The organism is Marinobacter flavimaris, from assembly GCF_045057155.1.
GTDB lineage: Bacteria > Pseudomonadota > Gammaproteobacteria > Pseudomonadales > Oleiphilaceae > Marinobacter > Marinobacter manganoxydans.
In genome coordinates this window covers 348,034-372,315 of the sequence record NZ_CP171359.1, presented here as the reverse complement: position 1 = coordinate 372,315, position 24,282 = coordinate 348,034, and the positions used below count along the sequence as shown (strand labels likewise).

Here is a 24,282-nt window from a genome sequence, read left to right as displayed (position 1 = left end):
CCACTCAATGAAAATCCCCAAAACCGTAAAATTTACTTCCGTCATCATCGGGCTTTCCCTGGCGGGATGCTCAATTCAGAACACGCTGTCACTGGGCGTTGACGATCCCTGCGCCTCACTGAAAGGCATCGTTGCTGATTACCCCTCTGGTTTTGAGGCTTACCGTGGCAGCTCCAATAGTTTCAGCTCGGTAACTGTCTACAATGCCAAAGAACAGATAATCCGCGGACACTGCGAAGTCTGGAGCTGGGCCAATAACGACAGCGCCTACGTCTGCTCCGGCAATACTCCCAACGACGAGGTGGCGACCACCAGGTACAACACGGCTGTAAACTGGATGGGGCAGTGCCTGGGTGATAGCTGGTCAAGCACTGAAGGGGAAAGAACGAGGGATGGGATGAATGCAGGAATGGTCACCCGGTTCAGCGCGGCTGAGGCTGGGAAACCGAATGTATCGGTTCACAAGGTGGCCTTCCGCGGCGATTCAGCGGTTTATGTGTATGTGGGTACACCCAGTCGTTTGGCGGAGTTCTAACCCGAGAAACCCTGCCAGTTGAACAACAAAAAGGGCCACCCCCAGAGGTGGCCCTTTTTGTTTTCCGAGCTAAAGCAGGCGTCAGCCCAGGTTCTTTTTCACGAACTTCTGGATCTCTCCCACGATACCGCTACGGAATGCCAGTACCGTCAGGACGAAAATCCCGCCGAGGATTGGGTCCACCCAGTCACGCAGGGCACCCTGGGACAACTGGTACTCGATGTTCACCACGAAGGTGGCACCAACCACCGGGCCCAACAGTGTTCCCATACCACCAACCAGAGTCATCAGGATGACCTCGCCCGACATATGCCAGTGGGCATCGTTGAGGGAGGCAAGCTGGAACACCACAGACTTCATGGAACCGGCCAGACCGGCCAGGGCCGCCGAGATGACGAACGCGAGCACCTTGTAGCGATCGACGTTGTAGCCCAGGGAGACGGCACGGGGTTCGTTCTGCTTGATCGCCTTCAGCACCTGGCCGAACGGACTACCGACGATACGCTGTACCAACAGGTAGCAGGCGATGAACACCGCCAGGACGAAGTAATACATGTTCAGGTTGTCTTCAAGATTGATGAAGCCCAACAACTCGCCACGAGGAATGCCGTGCATACCGTCCTCACCACCCGTGAATTCAGACTGGACGAAGAAGAAGAACACAAGCTGGGCAAGCGCGAGGGTTACCATCGCGAAATAGATACCCTGGCGACGAATCGACAGCAACGCAAAGCCAGTACCGAGCACTGTGGCCGCCAGCGTACCGGCGATGATGCCCATCTCGGTGCTTAGCCCGCTGTAATTACTGAGCAGGTAACCGGTGGTGTAGCCCCCTGTGGCCAGGAAGGCTGCGTGGCCAAATGACAACAGGCCGGTGAAGCCGAACAGAAGGTTGAACGCCACCGCAAACAGCGCGAAGCACAGGATCTTCATGAGGAAGACCGGATAGATCATGAACGGTGCCGCCAGCAGGAGGAGCAGCAGGACACCGTTCAGCATCATCTTTTTGCGATCCTGAGCGGCCTGTTCCTGAACGATAGCCTTGTGAATGTCGGCGGAATTGACTGGCTGATTCATGGTTATGCCTCCTTACCGAACAAGCCACTGGGCCGGAACATAAGAACCAGAACCATGACCAGGAAGATGATCGCCGAGGATGCCGGCGGGTAGAAGGTTTTGGTGAGCCCTTCAATCACGCCCATCAGAATACCGGTGATGATGGCGCCGCCGATGGAGCCCATACCGCCGATAACCACCACGGCGAAGACCGTAATCAGTGTGGCCGACCCCATGACCGGTGTCACCGAGTAGATGGGCGCGGCCAGAACACCTGCAAAGGCTGCCAGCGCAACACCAAACCCGTAGGTGAGGCTAATCAGAAGCGGCACGTTAATGCCAAAACCCTGCATCAATTGAGAGTCTTCCGTGCCGGCCCGCAGGTAGGCGCCCAGCTTGGTTTTCTCAATCACGAACCAGGTTGCAAAGCAGACGACCAGTGCCGCTACGATGACCCAGGCCCGGTAGTACGGCATGAACATGAAGCCGAGGTTTACGCCACCCTTGAACATGTCCGGCATGGTGTAGCGAAGCCCGGAAACCCCGAACCAGTTCACCAGTACACCCGAGATGATCAGCGCGACGCCGAACGTCAGCAGCAGACTGTAGATGTGATCCTGCCCCGCAATGCGACGCAGCAGAAAATATTCAATGGCGACACCGAAGGCACCAACCAGAAGTGGCGCCAGCAATAAGGCGACCCAGTAATTCACGCCCAGATAGTCGAACATCAGGACGGTGGTCAAAGCACCGAGCATATACATTGCGCCATGGGCAAAATTGATGATCTTCAGCAGACCGAAGATGACCGCGAGCCCAAGGCTCAGAAGGGCGTAAAAGGCGCCGTTGATTATTCCGATCAGGAGCTGGCCGGATAGCACAGCTAAAGGGACGCCGAAAATCATGGACATTGGGCTAACTCCAGAAGCAGCACAGGGATTGTTTTTTGGCTTTATTCTTTTCCGTTTTCATGGGTTCGCCCTGCCCTGTTGCAGGACGAACCCATAACGGTCGCTTTTAGTTATTGACCAGCTTGCACTTGCTCTCGGAGAGCGGACGGTAGGACTCTTCGGCCGGGATGGTCCGCAGAATCTTGTACAGATCCCACTCGTTCTTGGACTCGGCCGGGGTCTTCACTTCCGCCAGGTACATATCGTGCACCATGCGGCCGTCAACGCGGATCTTGCCGTTCTTGGCAAACATGTCGTTGATCGGAGTGTCCATCATCTGCTTGCGCACAGTCTGGGCATCGTCAGAACCGGTGGCCTCTACGGCTTTCAGGTACTGCATGGCGCTGGAGTAGATGCCAGCGTGAACCATGGTCGGACGCACGCCGGTTTCTTCCATGAAGCGATCAGACCACTCACGGGTTTCATCGTTCATGTCCCAGTACCAACCGGTGGTGAGCTGGATACCCTGGGCCGTCTGAGCGCCAAGCGCATGTACGTCAGTCAGGAACAGCAGCAGTGCCGCCAGAGTCTGGCCGGACTGGGTTACGCCGAACTCACTGGCGGTGGTGATGGCGTTGGTTGTGTCGGCGCCGGCGTTTGCCAGACCGATAACATCAGCACCGGATGCCTGAGCCTGCAGGATGAACGATGAGAAGTCCTGAGTGGGGAACGGATGACGCACTGAACCGATGATTTCACCACCGTTGGCTTCGACCACGCGAGTCACGTCGCCTTCCAAAGCATGACCGAAAGCGTAATCGGCAGTCAGCATGTACCAGGTTTTGCCACCTTCTTTAACGACCGCACTGGCGGTGCCGTTGGCCAGCGGATAGGTGTCGTAAACGTAGTGGATGTGGTTCGGGGTACAGTGCTCGTTGGTGATGCTGGAAGCCGCTGAACCGGAAATGATACCGAGGCGATCGTGCTCTTCCAGAATCTTGCTCACGGCGATGGAAACAGAGGAAGCCACCATACCGGCTACGAGATCGACATCCTCGTTCTCAACCCAGCGACGTACGGTGCTGGATGAGGTATCCGGGCTGTTACGGTCATCGGCGCTCACCACTTCAATCTTGGCGCCATTTACCTGGCCACCAAAATCGGCAATCGCCATTTCCAGGGCTTTCAGCCCGTTGGGGCCTGCCAGATCACGGTAAGTGCCGGACATGTCCGCCAGATAACCGATCTTGACCGTGTCGTTGGAAATGGCCGCCTGGGCTCCGCCTACCATCATGGCTGATGCAACGGCTGATGTCAGAAGCTTTTTCATCATTGTCATTGTTGTATCTCCGCTACTGTCTTGCGTTGGTTCGGGTTGTTGTTACTTTTCTTGCTCTCGTCCTATCCGGGATCAGACCCCCAAATAGCCATCCAGCACCGACTGTTTTGCACTCAGTTCGTTGGCGCTGACTTCTTCCACAATCTGACCGTGCTCAACAACGTAATGACGGTCGGCTAACGGTGCTGCGAAGTGGAAATTCTGTTCAACCAGGACAATGGTCAGGCCCTTGTTTTTCAGGGCAATCAGGACCTCTCCCAGCTTTTCTACAATAACCGGGGCCAGGCCCTCTGTGATCTCGTCCAGCAACAGCATGTTGGCGCCGGTGCGCAGAATACGCGCCATGGCCAGCATCTGCTGTTCGCCTCCGGACAGCTTGGTGCCCTGGCTGAAGCGACGTTCATAAAGGTTGGGGAACATGTTGTAGATTTCTTCCAGGCTCATGCCGCCGCTACGCACAACTGGCGGTAGTGTCAGGTTTTCCTGGACACTGAGTGAGGAAAAAATGCCCCGATGTTCGGGGCAATACCCGACACCCAACCTGGCAATATGATGAGGTGCACAGGACATTGTCTCCTCACCATTGATCATAATGGAGCCGGTGCGCCGGCCAACCATATTCATGATGGCTTTGAGCGTTGTGCTACGGCCCGCGCCATTGCGACCCAACAACGTCACCAGTTCCCCGCGGTTCACCACCATGTCGATGCCGTGGAGGATGTGAGATTCGCCGTAAAAGGCGTGCAATCCGGACAGTCGCAGCTGTTCGTACTCGCGGTCGGATTTCGTGGTCATTGCGCTGCCTCCGCCTGATCATTGTCGGCGGTGGTGCCGCGCTCGCCGCTACCATCACTGCCCATATACACCTCGCGAACCCGTGGATCGCCGGAAACCGTCGCGTAATCGCCTTCGGTCAGAACAGCGCCCTGAGCCAGTACGGTGATGCGATCACAGAGCTTGCTGACTACGCTGAGGTTGTGCTCAACCATCAGGACAGTTCGTCCTTCGGCAGCCTTGCGTACCAGTTCCACAACGCGATCAACGTCTTCCGAACCCATGCCCTGGGTTGGCTCGTCCAGCAACAAAAGTTGGGGCTCCATGGCAAGCGTGGTGGCCAGTTCCAACGCCCGTTTGCGCCCGTACGCCAACTCAACCGTGGTGGTGTTGGCGAATTCAGCCAGGCCCACGGCGTCCAGGAGCTCCATGCAACGCTGGTTGAGCTTGTGCAGGGAGTTACCGGATTTCCAGAAACTGAAGGAGGTGCCCTCGAACGTCTGCAAGGCTACCCGGATGTTCTCCAGCGCGGTCATGTGTGGAAATACGGCTGAGATCTGAAACGAGCGAACAATGCCCTGGCGGGCGATGGCGGCGGACTTCATGGTGGTGATGTCCTGATCCTTGAACAGGATCTGGCCCCGGGTCGGGATCAGGAATTTGGTGAGCAGATTGAAGACCGTGGTCTTGCCGGCACCATTGGGGCCGATCAGGGCGTGAATGTGGCCTTTCTGGACCTTCAGGTTCACGTCGTCGACCGCAACAAAGCCCTTGAATTCTTTGACAAGGTTACGGGTCTCCAGAACGTACTGTTCACTCATGAGCCAATCTACCTTTGTTATTGTTGTGCGTTTTATCTGACTACCAGATTAGATTGACGTATACGTAAACGTCAACACTTAATTGCAGTTTTTAAGTACACTCTCGCTACGCAAAAAGTCGTATAGGAGTTCTACTACCTGGTCCTGCTTTTCCAGGTGTGGCGAGTGCCCCGCATCCTCGAGAAGAACGCCGCGGGCCTTTGGTCCGATGCCGGCAACGATATCCGTGACCTGCTCCGGCACTCCGTATTCGTCGTTTTCTCCCTGAATGATAATAGCCGGACATTCAATTGCCGCCAGCCAGCGACTGAAATCCATCGCCGCCTGAAACCCTTCGTCACGCCAGACTGTCTGCCAGGCGTTGAAAAGATCGTCAGTCCGGTTGCCGTGATAGCGCGCCAAACGATCCCGGATATCCGTCTCCCGGTAACGTACAGCCATTTCCTCGATACCAGCGAGGGTCAGGTGATCGGCATAGATGTGCGCCGCCATGGTCGCCAGCGCCTTTACACGGCCCCCCATGGTGCCGGCAGTCACGAGGGCAATGGAACCACCGTCGCTGTGCCCTATCAGCACCACATCCCTGATTTCGAGCTTGTCCAGGAGACGGGGCAACCACTGTTCGCCAGCTGTCTCAAGGTAATCGTGTGGGCGCGGGAGCTCTTCATCGGAAGAATGGCCATAGCCCTGACGATTGTAGATCAGCGCGTCGCAGCCGGTTGCTTTCGCGAGCTTTTCCGGAAACTTACGCCACAAGGCGATGCTGCCCAGGGACTCGTGGAGAAAAACCAGCACCGGCCCTTTCGGTTCCGCGTGCTGGATTCGCCTGACTTCCAGCTCAATACCGTCGCCTATCGGCACCATCATGTCACGAATCTGCATGGGATTACCGGTTTGGCGGAATTGAATAGGTCATGGTGGAGTGAGCAACCGGCTCTTCGGCACCTTCCGAGTAAACGAACACTTCGCCCACGCCCATGGTACGGCCGACTTTCAGCATGGTGGCACGGGCCCAGATGGGCTGATGCGCCACCGGCTTGCGCAGAAAATTAATGTTCAGATTGGTGGTCACCGCCAGGGGAACCAGGCCAATCTTGCTCAACAGCGCCGCATAAAGGGTGACATCCGCCAGCCCCATCATGGCCGGCCCGGAGACGGTGCCCCCGGGCCTGAGATGCGCCTCATCCACTTCCAGTTTCATTTCTGCCCAGCCATCCCCGAGCTTCTGCAGGGTGCCGTAGGCCTCCCCCTGCGGAAACTGCTCGTCAAGGAAGGCCTGCAGCTCTTCGAACGTAATGATCATGCGCCGATTTCTTCCTTGGCCTGATTACGCAGGACAAACCGCTGGATCTTGCCGCTGGGAGTCTTCGGCAGCTCATCGACAAACTCAATCTCCCGGGGGAAGGCGTGGGTCGAGAGCCTGCGACGAACCAACTCCTGCAGTTCGTCTTTCAGGGCCTGTTCGTCTCCAAGAGCGTAATCGCCCTTGATCACCACATAAGCCTTGATGATGGAACCGCGCTTTTCGTCCGGCTTGCCGACAACGCCGGACTCCGCCACAGCGGCGTGCTCAAGCAGCGTGCTCTCGACGTCTGCCGGTCCCACCCGGTAGCCGGCCGTGGTGATGATGTCATCATCCCTGCCACTGAAGGAGAAGTTGCCATTGCCGTGGTTGATGACCATGTCACCGGTGAGGTAGTAGCCGTTAACGAACGGGTCCTTTTCACCCCAGGTGTAACCGTCGAAGTGAAAAAGCGGGGACGCTTTTACGTCAACCGCCAGCTGACCAACTTCACCCTCGCCTACAACCTCGTTTTTCTCGTTCAGCGCGACCACCTTGTGGCCAGGAGAAGCATAGCCCATGGAGCCTTCACGGACCGGATGCGCCAGACCGTGGAAGTTGCAGCAGGTCATGCCAGTCTCGGTCTGGCCGTAATGATCTTTAACCGGGCAGTAGTGACGGTTGCGAATCCAGTTCACCACTTCCGGGTTCAGAGGCTCGCCGGCACTGCTGGCAACCCGAAGGCCCAGGTTCTCGCCTTCCGGCAGCACGTGATCGTTTGCCTTGAGCAAACGGTAAGCCGTAGGCGCCGCAGCCAGGTTGGTGATCTTGTACTTGCGGATCATGTCGTAGGTGGATTCCGGGGTAAAACCACCCGGGTTGAAGTGCGTGGCGTGGCCCATCAGCAGCGGCCCAACCACGGCATAGTAAAGACCGTAGGCCCAACCGGGATCGGCCACGTTCCAGAACCTGTCACCATCCTGCAGATCAATGGCGTATTTCATGTAAACGTAGAACGCCAACAGCGCTTTGGCCGGTACCGCAACCCCCTTGGACTTACCCACGGTGCCAGAAGTGAACATCTGCAGGAATGGATCGTCGCCCTTGATCATGACAGGCTCGAAATCGCTCGACTGGGCCGCCAGGGTCTCTTCGAAGTCAGGGATGTCCGCGCCAATCTCACTGGCGTTTACACCCACAATCGGCGGGCAGACCTTGACGTCGTTCAGCTTGGGATAGTTCTCCGGGTTGGTCACCACCAGCTTGGTGCTGGCTCGCTCGAACCGGTACTCAATGGCCCCGGAACCAAAGGCCGTGAACAGCGGCTGATACACGGCACCAGCACGCAGGGTTCCGGCGATAACGATCAGCAGCTCCGGAGTGCGCGGCAGGAGTGCAGCCACCCGGTCGCCCTTTCCGATGCCCTGGGATTTCAGATAATTGGCAAAACGCGCAGAGGCCTCTTTCAGCTCGGCGAAAGTCAGAGTGCCGTCACCGCCATCTTCGGTTTCGTAGTAAAGCGCAACCCGACTCGGGTCATCTGCCCATTTGTCGCAGATTTCGTGACAGACATTGAGCCCGCTATCCAGACGTCCATCCAGGATGTCCGCTTCCAGAGCAGCAGGATCGAAGTTGTTGTAAACGTCGGTATATTCCGGAAGGCTCATTCTCAACTCCTGTTGTTTTTATCATTGAAAGCACGGGTCAAGGTTTAGCACAGGCTTCACTTTACGTAAAGGTAAACTTTAGACCAAAAAGGAAGAAATCTGTGTGGCTTTATGAGCAGGAAAAGCGGGTGCGACAGGCCTGCCGCACCCTTGAAGGGATCAAACACGAAAATCAGGATTTCGGCGTAATCTTCCCGGGATGGCGGCTTGAAAGTATGTGGTGCAGGGAGTCGCATTCCACCATGGGATCATCGCAATTGACCACGATGTCGGAGCGGGCAATGACATAACCCTTGCCGGTGATGCTGTTTTTGATCACCTGGTACTCACCCTCTTCCTCAACCGAAGTGAATTCACCGATAAAACCCGTCTCTCTGAGGGAAACGGTTTCCAGCTTGTCGCCCGGCTTGATACTGCCTTCGTAGTTCATCAACGCCAGACGGGCGGACGTGCCAGTGCCCGTTGTGCTCCGACAGATCACCCCGGGATGCACATAGGTTGCCGAGCGGGACCGGTAATAGCCCTCTGCCACATGTTCCACAGGGCCCATGAAGTGCAGGAACGGCAGTGGCCCTACGTCGCCAAGCGTATAATGGGAAAAGCCCCGCTCTGCCTGAATCGCCTCGACAATGGCGTGGGCGGTTTCTGCGAGTTTGCGTTCTTCGTCCAGGGTCAGATCGAAGCCCATGCTGGCTGCATCCACCAGCGCATAAAAGCCGCCGCTGTATGCAACACTGTAGGTAATCTCGCCCAGCGAAGGCACGTCGATGGTGGCCTTGTAGGTGTGGATATAGCTGGGCAGACCCTCACAGGTGATGGCTTCTACCACTCCGTCGTGCACCGTCGCCTCAATCTGGACCAGTCCGGCGGGCGATTCCAGTATAAAACTCTGCTGGCCTTCCTGTTTGGGCACAATGCCCGCTTCCAGCACCGCAGTAGCCGTGCAGATGGTGTTGGAGCCCGAGTAGATAGGGTAGCCCATGACTTCCATGATGATGTAACCGGCGGCAGCTCGCGGATCCGTGGGCGGCACCAACAGATCCACAGACATTTCCGGTATCCCGTAGGGCTCTTCCAGCAAAAGCCGGCGTAGACCGTCGGCGTCATCCCGCAGGTACTCCATCTGCGCTCGCACGGTATCACCGGGCAAAAGATCAATGCCACCGGTCACGATCCGGCTGACATCACCGCCGGCATGGGTATCCATCAACTGAATGGTAAGTTCCGGTTTCATCAAGCGCTCTCCAGTGACCAGGGTTGGCCGTGTTCTTCCCATTGTGAGTCGGGAACGATCACGATCTTGCCGAGATAATTACTACCCCGGTTCACAAAATATTCTTCTGCCCGGTGCAGATCAGAGAGCCGAAACGCACCGTGCAGAACCGGTTTCAGTTGCCCTCCCCGGATCCAGGCCATAAGTTGTTCCGCCTCTTCGCGGGTGCCATGAGATACCCCGAAAATCTGTACCTGGTAGAGGTAGATCCGGGTCCACAGGATTTCGCTGATGTTGCCTCCACTTGCCCCTGCAATACTCAGTCGCGGGTAGGTGCTGCGGGCGTTCATATCGAAGATCATGGTATCGATGAACACATCGGTCATCTCTCCGCCCACCAGATCCATCACCGCATTAATGGGCTTGCCTCCGGTTTCCGCTTTCACCCGATCTACAAAGCTGTCCATATCGGAGCGATCCAGCACCGCCTCGGCGCCCAGTTCCAACAGCGCTGCCGCTTTGTCCTGTTTACTGAGAGCATAGGGAATAGCCCCCATAATTCGGCAAAGCTGGATCAGGGCCGTGCCAACGCCCCCGCTCGCGCCGGTCACCAGGACCCGCTCTCCGACCTTGATGTTGGCCGAGGTAAGCATGTGCATGGCGGTCTGGTAGGAACACATGCCCATGGACGCCACTTCGGCATCCGCCAGTTCGGCATTGGGTATGTGATGGAACTGGTCAGCCGGCAGCGCTACGTATTCCGCGTAACCGCCGTCGGCACCGTGGCCGTAGTAATCGGGCGTGAGATTGATGTCTCGGCGGTCATTGGCGTAGATGTTGAAATCCAGAAGGCCCCGTTCTCCAATGCGGGACTCATCCACACCGTCACCAACAGCCACGACACGCCCGGCGATGTCGGCCCCCTGAATCCGCGGAAAAACCAGCGTGGGCTTGCCGCCCATCTGGAAGGATGTCATTTCGCCTTTTTTGGTGGGATACAGCCCTTCCCGTGCCTTGCGGTCGGTGTTGTTCTTCGCCGTTGCCGTAACCTGAACAAGCACCTGGCCGGCTCCGGGCGCAGGAACAGGCACATCTTGGTACTCCAGTTTATCGACATCACCGTGACCGGTAAGAACCATGGCTTTCATGGTGTTCGGGATCATGGGCTGACGATCCTCCCTGTTTGCTGAATTTCGGGTATTCAAAGAGGATAGGTGAGTTTACCGGGCGTGTCAGTGCGTGTTGCGGGTATCCATTATCAGACTACCGGGCAATCACTTTGTAGACAGGACGCAGCTTGGGAATCTGTTTGAGTACCACCTGGATGACCGTCATCAGAGGCACCGCCAGTAGCACGCCCACCGGCCCCCAGAGCCAGCCCCAGAAGAAGATCGAGACGAAGATGATCACCGGATTGATGGCCATACGAAAGCCATGAATCCAGGGCTCAATAAACAGTCCGACAAGCGTGGTCAGCCCCAGGAATCCCAGGGGCGCGACAGCCATCATCCAGAGCTCGTCCAGACTGACCACAGACACGATGGTCAGCAACGAGATCGAGAGAATATTGCCCAAATAGGGAATGAACCGCGCCAGCCCTGCGACCAGTCCCCAGACAGCCGGATCGGGAAGGCCGACCGCCCAGCAGATCAGCCCGGTGGTTGTGCCCACAACCAGATTGCTCAGGCCGAGAACGCCCAGGTACTGGGCAATCTGATGCTGAGAATCGTGGGTAATCCGAAGCACGGTTTTCCCCTGATCAATAGGCAAATGACGAACAAAGTTCTTGATCAGACGATCACCGCTCACCAACAGGAAATAGGTCAATGCCAGTGCCAAAGCCAGGCCAGCGATGCCGTTCCGGGCTTTGGTCATCAACTGGTTGCGCCAGGAATCCGTCTGCAGAACAACCGTCGTTGGCTGTTGCCTTTCTGACTCCGAGAGCTCCTCAACGGACTTTTCAACCTGTTCCGCAGACTCGGAGACTCTGGCGATCTGGCGACTGATTTCGCTCTCGCCCACCAGCAGCCTCGATATCCCCTGGGGCACTTCCTCAACCCACTTGAGGGCAGGCGTCGCGACGGCCAGTGTAATGCCGACGATGCCGGCGAGCACCAGGAGCACAAACACCAGGGAGCTGATCATCCGGGGAACCCGCCACTTAACGTATGCCTTCTTGACCAGGGGCGAGAGCAACAGGCTCGTCATTACCGCAAGAATGATGGGCAGGACAATCTGATGAGCAACGTACAGGGTGTACAGGATTCCCAGGCCGAACAAACCGTATATCGGCGTGGCAAGATCCGATGAAATCAGCAGGCGCTTGTTCTCACCCGCCGGTTCCTTATTTGTGGATTGGTCTTCCATGATGAAGCCTGTATACCGTGAAAAAAAGCTGGCCCGGTAAATCCAGGCCAGTGTTAAAAACGGTCAGTCTACCTTCACCATGGCGCGAGCGCACCCGGGAGAGGGTTACGCGGGGTTCACTTGAAGCAAAAACCGAAGTTTCGAAAACGAAATGTAAGCTCGGCACTTCAATTTTTTTGACGGATTCCTGTCATTCCCTAGTTTATCGGCTCGGGATGATTGACGACACACCGAAAGCCCGTTCCTGACGCCGATACAGGCTCACCCGCCCGCATAAACACTGTACCTGCTCCCCCCATGCTGTCTCCGTGACCTCCCCAATCCCTTACGGTTTTTTCTGGCCTGTCTGGATTGGCCGGCTTCTCGGGCCCACTGGGGTTATCTCTGGGAGCTTGCTCGTAGTAATCCTCCTGAAACCAATCCTGCGTCCACTCAGCGACATTCCCAGTCATGTCGTAGAGGCCCAGGGAATTTGGGGGATAACTGCCAACCGGCCGGCGCTCAAATTTAAGCGAAGAATGGATCAAAGTGTTGCCGGAAGGAGGAATCGACGGGTCCACGTACTCTGTAGGGCGCCGCAAGTATGGATCTTTTTGCACTTCACCGGAGTCTGTCGCGTAGGCTACCTCACGCCCTCGGCTTCTGGCCGCGTACTCCCATTGCGCCTCAGTCGGTAGTGCAAAAGGCAACCCAGTCTCCTGAGCTAACCAGTCACAATAGCCTTCGGCCTCTCCATAATTGGGCACTCTGGCAGGCTTGTTTCGGAAGTAAGGTGACAAACGATCGTCAGTTGGCGAGGTTACATATCGTTGTTTGAACGGTGACGCCTCATATTGAGAAAGCCGCCCTGTAGCTTCGTAATACACCCTCATTTGGCCCCAAGTAGTTTCGTAGCGTGAGATTGAATAGCTATCGACCCTTACCTCAATTGCCGGGCGACTATGATCAACCAACGTCACGTAGGCAGAACCATCGGGGCGACCCACGTCTCCGAGTTCAAATTCACCGCCTTCAACAAAAACCTGATTCTCGATAGCGTTTTCCACAATACGGGATACAGAGCTATCACCATCAGCACCACCAAGACCACCACATGCCACCAAGAAAATCGGCATTATCGTCAGACCAATCACCTTCAACCGTTCAGTTCTCAACATCCACTAAGTTTCCTTAACCAATCCTACAAATACGACAAACATTAAACGGATCCATTCTTACCGGCCTGTCAGCGACGGCCACCTGGTCCTTCAAGCCTCGAATGAAGAGATGCTGATCCGATTTATTCTTGCCTATGAAGTCAAACAGTCGGTCTAGGTTATTTTCGAACTCATCCAGCCGGGCTAAGCCTTGCGGATTCATTCGTAACACCGTTTCCTCGAAATCACGCCATCCCTGAAACGATTTCAGAATCAAATTCACGGCTTGAATTTTAATATCGCCATCACTCCAGATATCGGGCGTTAGCCACCAGTCGTAAAGGATATTGTCCAGAATTACGCCTTTGACCTCAGGCGGAGAATGCAGAAAGACCGAACTATCTTTAACTGTAATGTCTTGAACTACATTCTCAGCAATTTCGCTGCCCTGTTGTTCTCGATGGCGGTCAACAAACACGGCATGAATATAATCTACAACCCCATCCACCAAAGTGTCCGCAAATCCTTGGGCCACTTCTAATGCCGTGAGCCCCCGAGCCAGAGCGAACAAGCTCATACGCCGATACCAATCAAAAGCTTCTGTATCGCGATCGAAAAGCTCAAGATACCGAAAATCTACATCCATCAGAGCGTTATAAACGAAGTGAAGCATCCGCAATATTTTCTGAGTTTCGATCTCCAACAAGAAACTCCCCGACGCACCAGCACCGAAAACTAGCCCCGCATGAACATTGATATAAAACTTTCCAGTGGCGCGACTGAATTCCAACCGAACGTTAAGCTCAGCACCTCCACCCAATGCACCTTCAACTTTCTGTCCAATGACACAAAGCCTGTCCCACTCTCTCTCCTCGGTTAACACATCCTTCCAGCGCAGCTCACCAGAAACCTCACAACCACCACGAACCCCGGCAAACACACCCGCGTCCATGCCAGCCCCTTGTCCATGCTTTCGGGCGGCAATACCCTTGAGTTTCGGAAAGCCATCGCTGGTGGACACCTCAACGTTGGCAGCCATGAGCGCAGAGGCGCCGGCAAATCCGGTCAGCGAGGCGTTGATCGCTGCCTGGAAATGGCCGAGCGACGCGATCTTGCGCTCGCCATCCCAGCCTCCAACCCTATAAGGAATCCGGATTTCGGACCGGTTATTCACCGGAAACGCCTGCTCAACACCAACCTTGCCCTGCGCCAGCGCATACTGCGCTTCCGCTTTCGCCTGGAAATGCACTTTTCCCTTGCGCGGATCAAATTCACCCGAAGCTGCCGCACCGGCAGCAAAGCGCATGAATTGTGCCTCTGCGGAGGCATCAAATCCGGTTTCATCGACCGCTTCCCGCCGGGCTTCCGCGTCTCCCCAGATGGACCAGGATGCCTCATCGTAAAACTTGTTCAACGTCGTCATAAGCGCGCCATTTTTATCGGGCTCCCAGAGGGTTGCGTTGAACTTGATGTTAAGTTCGCTTCGGATAGCATCTCGTAGCTTCGCCGGATCAACCCCGTTCTCGTTTAGCCAACCCTTGCTGCGCTCCCTGTCTCGCGATGTCATCGAATACCGGCGAGGGTGGTTCGCGATCTTGTCAGAGCGCACGAAAGTGACGTGCTTATTGCCGGCCAACCGCTTTATTTCAGTAATCGGTGGAATGGATTGCATGTCGTTGGTCAGGACTGAGCGCGCCTCAAGTTCGTCTATCAGCCGTTCTTTCTCCTCCTGTACTTCCGACAGCAAGCGCCCTTCGCCCTCACTCACGCCCAGTTCAGAGTCGGTTTCACCCTCATCAAGCCCGTCGAGCTTCCCGTAAAATTCAGTGATGGGGCCACAAACGAATTCCTCTTCTTCGACCCACTCCGCCAATTCCGCCTCAGTCAGGAGAATCAGTTCGTCAGACCCGGTTACATGAACAACTTCCACGATTTCTTCGGAACAGGAAGGCTCCTGAGCAACAGATCCCACTTCGCAGTTGGAGAAACCAGCCTCGTTGGCCGCTGGCAGCTTGAGCAGCTGTCCGGGGAAGATACGATCCGGGTTCTCAATTGCAGGATTCAGCCGCATCAGGCTGCTCAGGGTTGTTTGATGCCTTTGTGCAATCGCACTGAGGGTGTCGCCGGAGCGAACGGTGTATTCAGAATTCATCAGGCAACTCCATATGCCAAATGGTTATCCACTGCTTTCAGACGTGCGCCAGTCGAGAGCTGAGAGTCAGACAGAATGGTGCGGATTTCGGCAAGCTTGATCCGCTCCCCGTGAACCACGGCCAGCTCTGAGTAACGGCTAACCTCCTTTTCGGTTCGAAAACCCAGCGCGGTTGCCTCATTGATGAGTTGCTCCAACCGTGCTCGATCCGTGATGTCGAGAAAACGGCCCAACTTCTCGACGAATTCATGCCTGGCGCTCTGTGACAGCACTGCCACATGATTTTCAGTGAGGAGAAACCAGCCTTCCTCAGCCGCTTTCCTGAAGTGTTGCGAGCCATCTGAATCGAACCGGGATAGCTCTCCGTTCGGTTGGAAGGCCAGCCACTCTCTGACTGGCCCACTAAAGCGAGCGCGTTCCTGCTCATTCAGTGCAGACATCAGCCGCGTGAGCTGCTTGGGTGCGTAATAGCGCAGGTAGGAGAATCCCCCATTCGGCATCTGCACACTGAGCAAACTGCGCAAATGGCCCGCCACAAGGGGGAGGCTTTGATCCGATAGAAGGATAATGGCTTTATCCTGCCACTCCGACTGGGCACGCCAAAGCCGTGTACCCTCGGAGGGTTTGACCAAGCAAGGGGTTACTTCCATAGCCGCTTCATGTGGTGTGCCCAAGAACAGATATTCCAGTTGGGGCTGATCATCATGCTCGTAGGTGAAGCGCGGTGCATCAAACAATGCACCGTCAAAAAGAATGTAGGCCTTCGCCCTGGTTGTTTCATCCAGCCCTATCATGCAGTCACATCCTCGCATGAACAGGATGAGAGGGCGCAGGTGCCATCCGACTTGCGCCCGCATTGCTTGACCAGTGCAACATCATTCCTGGCCGCCGCTTTCAGGGCCTGCACCGAACTTGGAGTCGGACCTGCTAAAGCCCGGGTGTCGGTTTCAGCAAGCTGTGCCGGTTTGTTCGTATCGGCAATTTCACTCAGGCTGGCCGGAAGCGCCGGGTCTTGGGCCGACACCCCACTCCCACTCCCAGGCCCACCGCCAGAGTTCATGCGCACCGAAGGCCCGGAGACCGTAACGCCACTGGGATCCAGCTTCAGAAAGCTGCCACCCGCCTTGAGCGTGAGTTCGGCGCCCGCCTCGATTACGACTTTCATACCCGCTTTGTGGTGGATCTCGGTGCCAGCTTCAACGAGCTGGTTTTTGCCCTGTTTGCTGTGGAGAGTGCCACCGATTGACAGGCTGTAATCACTCCCGACCGACTCACGCTGTTCGCCATCGACAGTGCGGTGCTCATTGCCTTTGACGTGACTGAAATCGTTGTTTTCGACCGTGCGGTGACTGTCGTTTCGAATCACCTCCGTGCGGTTGTTCTCGGTGAGCAGGTCCAGGTCTTTCTGGGCGTGGACGTAGATCTGCTCCTGATCGGCCTCATCCTCAAACCGCAGTTCGTTGCTGCCCTCGCCCTTGTGGGTTTTGGTTTTCAGGGTAGTGCGGGTTTTGTGCTCCGGCAGCCCATAGGGTGGCGCGTTGGTGATGTGATGGGTTCGCCCGGTGATGATGGGCTGGTCCGGGTCGCCGTCCAGGAAGGAGACAATTACTTCGTGGCCGATTCGTGGCAAGGCCATGAAGCCATACTGGCCACCGGCCCAGCCCTGACTGACTCGGAGCCAGGCGCTGCTGTGTTCGTCGTTCCTGCTGTATCGATCCCACGGAAACCGCACTTTCACCCGACCATATTCGTCGCAGTGGATCTCTTCGCCTTCCGGGCCGGTGACAATCGCAATTTGCGGGCCGTCCATCAGAGGACGATGGGGCGTTCGGGGACGCCAGGTCAGGTCTGCAGGTATGGCATTGAACCGGTTGTGATAGGTGGTGGGTTCGCTGCCGCCCTCCTCTTCCAGGGCCTGGGGCTGGGTGCCGGTGTGAGTGACTGCGGTCAGCAGCCATTCCCGATTCAGGGCGTCGCTGTCGTGCTCCTTCAGCTCAACCTTGGCGCCGGCGCTGAAGTCCGGGCGATTGCTCTCACCGGATGCGGTACTGGCATCATTGCGGAGGGATTGCAGTCTGGCTTCGGTAAACGGCTGGCCACTGGCATCGGCCTTGAAGCGGCCGGGGTAATCGTAGTGCTGGTAATCTTCCCGGTGCTTCAGGTCGCCGGAAGCATGCTGATGCATCAGGGCATAGGCGGGGTTCTTAAAGGTATAATCCTTCATGGCCACAGAGGCCACCCGCACCCGCTCTTCATATCGAAATCGGTACACGACCGGGCGCCTGCTGCTGCCGCCGGCTTTGGCGTTATATTCTGCCGGCTCCAGCTTCGGCGCATCGCCGTGATGGTCGGCGATTACAAGCGCCGGCTGTGTGTCTGCGTCCACGCTCCCGTGTTCATACCTGTAATGCCAGCCCTCTTCAGCCGCGAGGCGTTCGAGGAAGGCCAGGTCGCTTTCTCGATGCTGAACACAATACTCCCGCTGCTCTGGAGTGCGTTTCAGATCGAAAACCGAATCGATAATGCCGCGCTCTTCCAGCAAGGTACGCACGATGGTATCGCTGCTTTGGGTCTGGAAAATCCGGCTGTTGTGCATCAGCCCCAGACGCCAGAGCGGCGACTGGATATTCAGTTCATAGCGGGTTCGCCGGTGACCGGCATCGCCCCGAACAAATTCGTTGACCACACCCGTGAAACGCCTTAGCGGCTCGCCATCCTGCCAGACCACAAGATCCATCGGTTGCTCAAGAATTTCCGCTGCCTGAATTGAGGGATCGGTACTGGCCAGCTCAAGCCGACCGTGAAACACCTCGGACAGGCATTCGGTCAGGGTAAAACCGACGAGTGAAAAAATATCAGAGGGGAGACCGCCAACGCGGACGGTGTACTGCAATCCATTTGCCTGGGGCATGTCTTCAATCCTTTGAAGTCATCAATCCGGATGATTCTGCTACAAAAACTGCACTATCCCTGGCAGTTCTTCCGTCGTAGCGGGTGAAACATTAACAGCGTAGTCGCGGTTATTCAACGAAAAGACCAGAGGTTACTCACTCGCCTCCTGAAGCGAACGATACCATTCGGCGTACGGCGTGTTCTCGATCTTGCACTGGGTGTAGTCCGGTTCGCCATCAGACCACCATACCGGCCCGCGCTCACCCAGGGCACGCTTGGCGTGATCCACCTGTTGGCGGGCCTCACGCTCCTGACCCTCGTCGCCGGATGCTTTCGCATCACGCACCTTCCGGCGAGCAGCCATCAGGCGCTTGACCTGTTCCTGATACACCGATTCCGGGAGACTGGGATCCGAACAACGCCAAAGGCGCCCCTTGATCACAAGGTAGCGCTCGTCTGGCGTTTTAATCGTTTCCTTGGTCAACCTTTATTCAGGCTTGTAAAGCCGCTGAATGCTGGAGAAATCCAGGCCACCATTACCCTGCCCGGCGTGCAGCTGGAACAGGTTACGGGCGAGAGAGCCCATAGGAATGGAAGCCTGGTTCTTGACGGCGTTGTCGAACGCCAGCCCCAAATCCTTTGTCATCAGATTGACCAGGAAGCCGCCCTCGTAGTTACGTGACGCGGGTACGCCCTCCATCACACCTGGCCAGGGGTTGTAGACGTTCAACGCCCAGTTGCCGCCAGAGCTCTGCTTCATGATTTCCGAGAGCACCGCCGGATCCAGACCGTTCTTCACGCCGAGCGCAAGTGCTTCGCTGGTGCCGGACATCAGGATGGCCAGCAGCATGTTGTTGCAGATCTTGGCCACCTGGCCGGACCCATGATCACCGGCATGGAAGATGTTCTTGCCCATGGCGTCAAGAATCGGCTTGGCCTTGTTGAAGGCCTCTTCCGAGCCGCCGCAAATGAAGGTCAAGGTGCCGGCCTTGGCACCGCCAACACCGCCGGAGACGGGCGCATCGAGGAACGGGATATCCTTGGCTCGTGCAACTTCGGCAACGCCCCGGGCTGTTTCCGGAGCGATGGTGGAAGAATCAATCACCAGGGTGCCGGCCGGCAGTTTTGCCAGCAGACCATCGTCTCCCAGGTATACCGCTTCCACATGCTGGCCGGCAGGCAGCATGGTGATGACACACTCCGCGCCACTGGCTGCTTCGTGGGCGGTGCCTGCTGTTTTCGCGCCTTCGGACACCAGGGCAGCAACAGCGTCTTTGGACAGGTCGAATACGGTGACCTCGTGGCCGGCTTTTACCAGGTTCCCGGCCATTGGGCCGCCCATGTTACCGAGACCGATAAAGGTAATCTTTGCCATGTCTTTTCTCCTTGTTCTTGTAATAGATCAGCTAAAAAAATCGTCGATCCAGGCGCTGTCCATTTCGGCAAGGGACGCATAGCGCCAGCGGGGCTGCTGGTCCTTGTCGATCAGAAGCGCGCGGATGCCTTCGGCAAACTCGCCCTTGGTCAGGCACTTGGTGGAAAGCACCAGTTCCTTGTCGAGCACCTCTTTCAGGCTGTCGTGTTTACAGCCGTGCAGGTGCCGCCAGACCAAAGCCAGGGATGTGGGTGACGCACCAGCCAGGGAGCGGGTCGCTTTCGCCACCCAGCCCTCGCCACCAGACAGTTCCTTCAACTGGTTAACGGTCGCTTCCAGGGAGTCAGCATCGGTAACCCGATTGATCTCATCGAAATGAGTGCGAACAGGTGACTCCGGCATGGCGTCGGCGCTCTCACGCTCGTATTGACGCAACACACTACCGACCACTGCATGAGGATCTTCGCCCTGCCAGTTACGCTTGCACAGCTCGGCAACAACATCGGCCTTCAGATCATGCCGGATGAAGCGGTCGGCAAGGCCAGTGAAGATTGCATCAGCGCCGTTCAGGCGAGCACCAGTCAGACCCAGGAACAAGCCGGTGCGCCCGGGGGTGCGGTTCAGGAACCAGCCCGCCGCAACATCGGGGTAGAGGCCGATGGTGATCTCGGGCATGGCAAGCTTCGACCCTTCCGTCACCACCCGGTGAGACGCGCCCTCCATAATGCCCATACCGCCGCCCATTACGATGCCGTGTCCCCAGCAAACGAGGGGTTTCGGGAAGGTATGGATCAGGTAATCCAGCTCATATTCCTCGGTGAAGAATGCCTCACCCTCACTGGCACCCTGTGGCTCGGTCATGCTGCGATACAGGGCAACGATGTCGCCACCGGCACAGAACGCCTTGTCGCCCTCGGATTCCAGCCAGACGGCCTGGATTACGGGGTCTTCCGCCCAGCGCTTGAGTTGCGGCGTCAGCAGCCGGATCATTTCCAGAGACAGCGAGTTCAGCGCTTTGGGCGTATTCAGCCGGGCCACGGCGATCAGCGCGCCATCGCCCGTCTTCCATTCTTCGAAGATAATGGGTTGATCACTCATAACAGGTCCTTGAGCCAGCCTTCAAAGCCGGCTTCAGCGGTTTTTCCATTCCGGCTTACGCTTTTCGAGAAACGCATTTACGCCTTCTTTCTGGTCTTCGGTAGAGAACAGCTCAACAAACAGTTCCCGCTCCATGCGCCAGCCGTCGTCGTGGCTGCGGCCATCGCGGGCGCTCATCACCAGGGTCTTGCAACGAGCCGTTGACGACGGGCTCTGCTGGCAAGCCATTTCCGCCAGCTCCAGCGCCTTATCAAGGCTCTTTCCGCTCGGCACCACTTCCTCAACCAGGCCGATTCGCAGTGCCGTATCGGCCTTTACCCGCTCACCGCACAGAATCATCCGCTTGGCCCAGCCCTCACCCACCAGCCAGGGCAGGTTCTGGGTGCCGCCGGCACAGGGCAAAAGGCCAACGCCTGCTTCGGGCAGTGCCATCTGGGCATGCTCTTCGGCAATGCGGATGTCACAGGCCATGGCGCACTCCAGGCCGCCACCCATGGCGTAGCCGTTCACCGCCGCGATAGAAACACCGCGGAACCGCTGCAGCGTGGAGAAGGCCTCGCCAAAAAGCTGGCCCATCTCGTTCGCCCGGGCCTTGTCGCCATCGGCGAAGGTTTTCAGATCGGCGCCGGCAGAATAGAACTTCTCGCCCTGCCCGGTCATTACCAGGGCAAAGATGTCCCGGTCTTCGTTCAGTTCCTTGACGATGTTCGTCAGGGCAATGAGGGAATCCTTCGTCCAGGTGTTGGCCGGTGGATTGTTGATGGTCAGTACCGCGATATGTCCGCGTTTTTCGAGCTGAATCAGGTCACTCATTTGCTATTCCTCATACTGAAAATGGGGTCGGATGACGATGTCATCAGACCCCATTTCTATGCTTATTGAATTGCCTCAGCCACGCCGTCATCGAGCAGGCGACGGGCAACAATCAGACGCATGATTTCGTTGGTGCCTTCCAGGATCTGGTGCACACGCAGGTCACGCAGATAGCGCTCAAGCGGGTATTCACGAATGTAGCCATAACCGCCGTGAAGCTGCAGGGCCTCATTGACCACTTCGAAACAGGCATCGGTGGCGAACCGTTTGGCCATGGCACAATGCAGTGTCGCTTCCGGATCGGCGTTATCAAGCTTGAACGCGCCCAGACGAACCATCTGCCTCGCGGCAACCAGGTTGGTGGCCATGTCAGCCAGCTTGAACTGCAGAGCCTGGAAAGCCGCCAGCGGCTTACCGAACTGTTCCCGCTCGTGCATGTAGTTACGGGCACGCAGAAGAGCCGCCTGGGCACCACCAAGGGAACAGGTGGCGATATTCAGACGCCCGCCATCGAGCCCCTTCATGGCGATGGCAAACCCGTCGCCCTCGTCACCAACTCGGTTGCTGGCCGGAATGCGGACATTCTCCAGGCTGATCATCCTGGTAGGCTGACTGTGCCAGCCCATTTTTTCTTCGTTCTTGCCGTAGGAAATGCCGTCGGCATCTGCGGGAATCACGAAGGTGGAAATGCCTTTATAGCCGGAATCCGGCGCTCCGGTTCGGGCCATCAAGACCAGAATATCGGTGGCCCCAGCGCCGGAAATGAATACTTTACTGCCGTTGATTACGTAGCTGTCGCCATCGCGCACGGCCTTGGTGCGAAGACTGGCCGCGTCTGAGCCGGCACCCGGCTCGGTCAGGCAGTAGGAGGCGAGCCATTCGCCGCTGGCGAGTTTAGGCACGATTTCCTGCTTGAGATCATCCGACGCAAAGCTGGCGACCATCCAGGTGGCCATGTTGTGGATGGTGATAAACGCGGCGGTTGAAGGGCACGCAGCAGCGAGCTCTTCCACGATGACCGAGGTGTCCAGCCGGGACAGCCCCATGCCGCCAAGCGCTTCGGGCGTGTACATACCCATGAAGCCCATTTCGCCGGCTTCCTTCATCACATCGACCGGGAAAATATGCTCGCTGTCCCACTTCGCAGCGTGGGGCGCCATGGATTTTTCCGCGAACGCTCGCGCGGCCTCGCGAAACGCCAGCTGATCTTCGGTGAGGTTAAAGTCCATCGTTACGCTCCAGATAGAAAGGGCTTGGCATTGAGCGGGGAAAACAAGGGGCCGGAAACAGGTTCCGGCCCAAATACCCCACCTTCAACGCAATTAACGCAACTGGATAGAGAAGTTGGCTTCCGAGCTGGTCGCTTCACTGGAGAACCAGCGGGAGGTAACCGTTTTGGTTTCGGTGTAGAAGCGAACCGCCTGCTTGCCGTAGGCATGCTGGTCACCGTAGAAGGAACCCTTCCAGCCGGTGAACGAGAAGAACGGCAGGGGCACAGGAATGGGGATGTTCACGCCCACCTGGCCTACGTCGATCTCATGCTGGAAGCGACGCGCGGCACCACCGGAACTGGTAAAGATGGAGACGCCGTTGCCGTACGGGCTGTTATTTACCAGCTCGATGGCATCACCGAGGGTGTCGGTTTCCATGCAGGAGAGCACGGGACCGAAGATTTCCTCGTTGTAGATATCCATCTCGGTGGTAACACCGGAGAACAGAGTCGGGCCAACCCAGTTGCCATCGGGCAGTCCGTCTACGGTGCAGCCGCGACCATCCAGCAGAAGGTTAGCGCCCTGCGCTTCACCGGTCGCGATCAGAGACTCGATACGGTCTTTCGCTTTCGCGGAGATGATCGGGCCATAGCTGGCACCGGAATCGTTCCACGCGCCTGGACGAACTTTCGCCATGGCTTCTTTCAGCTCCGGAATCCACTGCTGGGCTTCGCCCACAAAGACCGCGACCGAAATTGCCATGCAGCGCTGGCCGGCAGCACCAACCGAGGCGCCAACCAGGGCATTGATCACTTGCTGTTTGTCAGCGTCCGGCAGGATCACCATGTGGTTCTTGGCACCGGCGAAACTCTGCACACGTTTCATGTTGCGGGTGCCGGTCTCGTAGATGTAACGGCCAACAGGCACAGAACCTACGAAAGAAACGGCCTTGATAGCGGGATCAGTCAGCAGTACGTCAACCTGCTCCTTGCCACCGTGAACCACCTGCAGAACGCCCTTGGGCGCACCGGCTTCTTCAAACAGCTCGGCAAGGCGCATGGGTGTCAACGGATCCTGCTCGGAAGGCTTGAGGATAAAGGTGTTACCGCAGGCAATCGCCATTGGGAACATCCACAGCGGGATCATGGCCGGGAAGTTGAACGGCGTAATACCGGCGCACACACCCAGCGGCTGGATCCAGGAGTGGGTATCCACTTCACGGGCAACGTTCTCAACCGTCTCGCCCATCATCAGAGAAGCGACGTTTCCAGCGTGCTCAACTACTTCAATACCGCGCCAGACATCCCCTTTGGCGTCTTCGAACGTTTTGCCGGTTTCCTGCGAAAGGATTTCAGCAATCTCGTCATGATGTTTTTTCAGAAGTGCCTGATAGCGGAGCATAACCCGGGCGCGCTCGGAAACCGGCACTTCCTTCCAGGTCTTGAATACTTCACCGGCATACTTGATGGCCTGCTCCATTTCCGCATGAGTCGTGTTCGGAGCCTTGGCGATCACTTCGTTGGTGGCGGGGTTGGTAACTTCAATCCAGTCCTTGGTCTGGCTCTGGATGAATTCACCTGCAATATACAGCGGTACATTTTTCATGTTGATGTCCCTGTTTGTTGTTGTGCGGGAAGCCGGCCGGAACCTGATGGTTCCTT

At 56.9% G+C, this 24,282-nt stretch carries 22 protein-coding genes; 1 reads left to right on the top strand and 21 read right to left on the bottom strand.

Features of this window, described 5'->3' with window-relative positions:
* Positions 1–7: 7 nt before the first annotated feature.
* The gene (locus ACGK9W_RS01940; protein ID WP_008175906.1) at positions 8–535 is read left to right on the top strand and encodes a hypothetical protein; all 528 of its coding nucleotides are present in this window, start codon (positions 8–10) and stop codon (positions 533–535) included.
* 81 nt (positions 536–616) lie between these two features.
* Here the strand turns inward: ACGK9W_RS01940 and ACGK9W_RS01935 are convergent, their stop codons facing one another.
* From ACGK9W_RS01935 to ACGK9W_RS01835, 21 genes are all read right to left on the bottom strand, one after another.
* The gene (locus ACGK9W_RS01935; RefSeq protein WP_008175909.1) at positions 617–1,612 is read right to left on the bottom strand and encodes a branched-chain amino acid ABC transporter permease; all 996 of its coding nucleotides are present in this window, start codon (positions 1,610–1,612) and stop codon (positions 617–619) included.
* Between the two features lie 2 nt (positions 1,613–1,614).
* Positions 1,615–2,502, bottom strand: coding sequence for a branched-chain amino acid ABC transporter permease (locus ACGK9W_RS01930; RefSeq protein ID WP_008175912.1), 888 nt, complete (start codon positions 2,500–2,502; stop codon positions 1,615–1,617).
* A gap of 106 nt (positions 2,503–2,608) precedes the next feature.
* Positions 2,609–3,820 carry an ABC transporter substrate-binding protein gene (locus tag ACGK9W_RS01925; RefSeq protein ID WP_008175914.1) on the bottom strand — a complete coding sequence of 404 codons (1,212 nt, stop codon included), beginning with the start codon at positions 3,818–3,820 and terminating at the stop codon, positions 2,609–2,611.
* Positions 3,821–3,892: 72 nt separating this feature from the next.
* A complete protein-coding gene (locus tag ACGK9W_RS01920) occupies positions 3,893–4,615 on the bottom strand; it encodes an ABC transporter ATP-binding protein (RefSeq protein ID WP_008175916.1) in 723 nt (240 codons plus the stop codon).
* Positions 4,612–5,415, bottom strand: coding sequence for an ABC transporter ATP-binding protein (locus ACGK9W_RS01915; RefSeq protein WP_008175919.1), 804 nt, complete (start codon positions 5,413–5,415; stop codon positions 4,612–4,614). The genes ACGK9W_RS01920 and ACGK9W_RS01915 overlap by 4 nt, the downstream gene beginning before the upstream one ends.
* Positions 5,416–5,493: 78 nt before the next feature.
* Positions 5,494–6,297, bottom strand: coding sequence for an alpha/beta fold hydrolase (locus tag ACGK9W_RS01910; RefSeq protein ID WP_008175921.1), 804 nt, complete (start codon positions 6,295–6,297; stop codon positions 5,494–5,496).
* 4 nt (positions 6,298–6,301) lie between these two features.
* The gene (locus ACGK9W_RS01905) at positions 6,302–6,718 is read right to left on the bottom strand and encodes a PaaI family thioesterase (RefSeq protein ID WP_008175922.1); all 417 of its coding nucleotides are present in this window, start codon (positions 6,716–6,718) and stop codon (positions 6,302–6,304) included.
* Entirely contained in the window at positions 6,715–8,364 is a 1,650-nt protein-coding gene (locus tag ACGK9W_RS01900; RefSeq protein ID WP_008175924.1) for an AMP-binding protein, read from the bottom strand. The genes ACGK9W_RS01905 and ACGK9W_RS01900 overlap by 4 nt, the downstream gene beginning before the upstream one ends.
* A 172-nt stretch (positions 8,365–8,536) precedes the next feature.
* A complete protein-coding gene (locus ACGK9W_RS01895; protein WP_008175927.1) occupies positions 8,537–9,598 on the bottom strand; it encodes a proline racemase family protein in 1,062 nt (353 codons plus the stop codon).
* Entirely contained in the window at positions 9,598–10,740 is a 1,143-nt protein-coding gene (locus tag ACGK9W_RS01890; protein ID WP_405418896.1) for a zinc-binding dehydrogenase, read from the bottom strand. The genes ACGK9W_RS01895 and ACGK9W_RS01890 overlap by 1 nt, the downstream gene beginning before the upstream one ends.
* Before the next feature lie 100 nt (positions 10,741–10,840).
* A complete protein-coding gene (locus ACGK9W_RS01885; protein ID WP_405418895.1) occupies positions 10,841–11,944 on the bottom strand; it encodes an AI-2E family transporter in 1,104 nt (367 codons plus the stop codon).
* Between the two features lie 197 nt (positions 11,945–12,141).
* Entirely contained in the window at positions 12,142–13,101 is a 960-nt protein-coding gene (locus ACGK9W_RS01880; RefSeq protein ID WP_008175932.1) for an SUMF1/EgtB/PvdO family nonheme iron enzyme, read from the bottom strand.
* Positions 13,102–13,114: 13 nt separating this feature from the next.
* Positions 13,115–15,232 carry a LysM peptidoglycan-binding domain-containing protein gene (locus tag ACGK9W_RS01875; RefSeq protein ID WP_405418893.1) on the bottom strand — a complete coding sequence of 706 codons (2,118 nt, stop codon included), beginning with the start codon at positions 15,230–15,232 and terminating at the stop codon, positions 13,115–13,117.
* A complete protein-coding gene (locus ACGK9W_RS01870; protein WP_405418891.1) occupies positions 15,232–16,026 on the bottom strand; it encodes a DUF4123 domain-containing protein in 795 nt (264 codons plus the stop codon). Before ACGK9W_RS01870 ends, ACGK9W_RS01875 begins: the two co-directional genes overlap by 1 nt.
* Entirely contained in the window at positions 16,023–18,143 is a 2,121-nt protein-coding gene (locus tag ACGK9W_RS01865) for a type VI secretion system Vgr family protein (RefSeq protein WP_405418889.1), read from the bottom strand. Before ACGK9W_RS01865 ends, ACGK9W_RS01870 begins: the two co-directional genes overlap by 4 nt.
* Positions 18,144–18,275: 132 nt before the next feature.
* A complete protein-coding gene (locus ACGK9W_RS01860) occupies positions 18,276–18,608 on the bottom strand; it encodes a hypothetical protein (protein ID WP_405418887.1) in 333 nt (110 codons plus the stop codon).
* Between the two features lie 3 nt (positions 18,609–18,611).
* Positions 18,612–19,499, bottom strand: coding sequence for a 3-hydroxyisobutyrate dehydrogenase (gene mmsB / locus ACGK9W_RS01855; protein WP_053114702.1), 888 nt, complete (start codon positions 19,497–19,499; stop codon positions 18,612–18,614).
* 27 nt (positions 19,500–19,526) lie between these two features.
* The gene (locus ACGK9W_RS01850; protein WP_405418886.1) at positions 19,527–20,597 is read right to left on the bottom strand and encodes an enoyl-CoA hydratase/isomerase family protein; all 1,071 of its coding nucleotides are present in this window, start codon (positions 20,595–20,597) and stop codon (positions 19,527–19,529) included.
* Positions 20,598–20,630: 33 nt separating this feature from the next.
* The gene (locus ACGK9W_RS01845) at positions 20,631–21,410 is read right to left on the bottom strand and encodes an enoyl-CoA hydratase (RefSeq protein WP_405418884.1); all 780 of its coding nucleotides are present in this window, start codon (positions 21,408–21,410) and stop codon (positions 20,631–20,633) included.
* Between the two features lie 62 nt (positions 21,411–21,472).
* Positions 21,473–22,639 (bottom strand): acyl-CoA dehydrogenase family protein, encoded by a 1,167-nt coding sequence (locus tag ACGK9W_RS01840; RefSeq protein WP_008175947.1) that lies wholly within the window; start codon positions 22,637–22,639, stop codon positions 21,473–21,475.
* Between the two features lie 93 nt (positions 22,640–22,732).
* Positions 22,733–24,226, bottom strand: a complete 1,494-nt coding sequence (locus tag ACGK9W_RS01835; RefSeq protein ID WP_008175948.1) for a CoA-acylating methylmalonate-semialdehyde dehydrogenase — start codon at positions 24,224–24,226, stop codon at positions 22,733–22,735.
* Positions 24,227–24,282 lie beyond the last annotated feature (56 nt).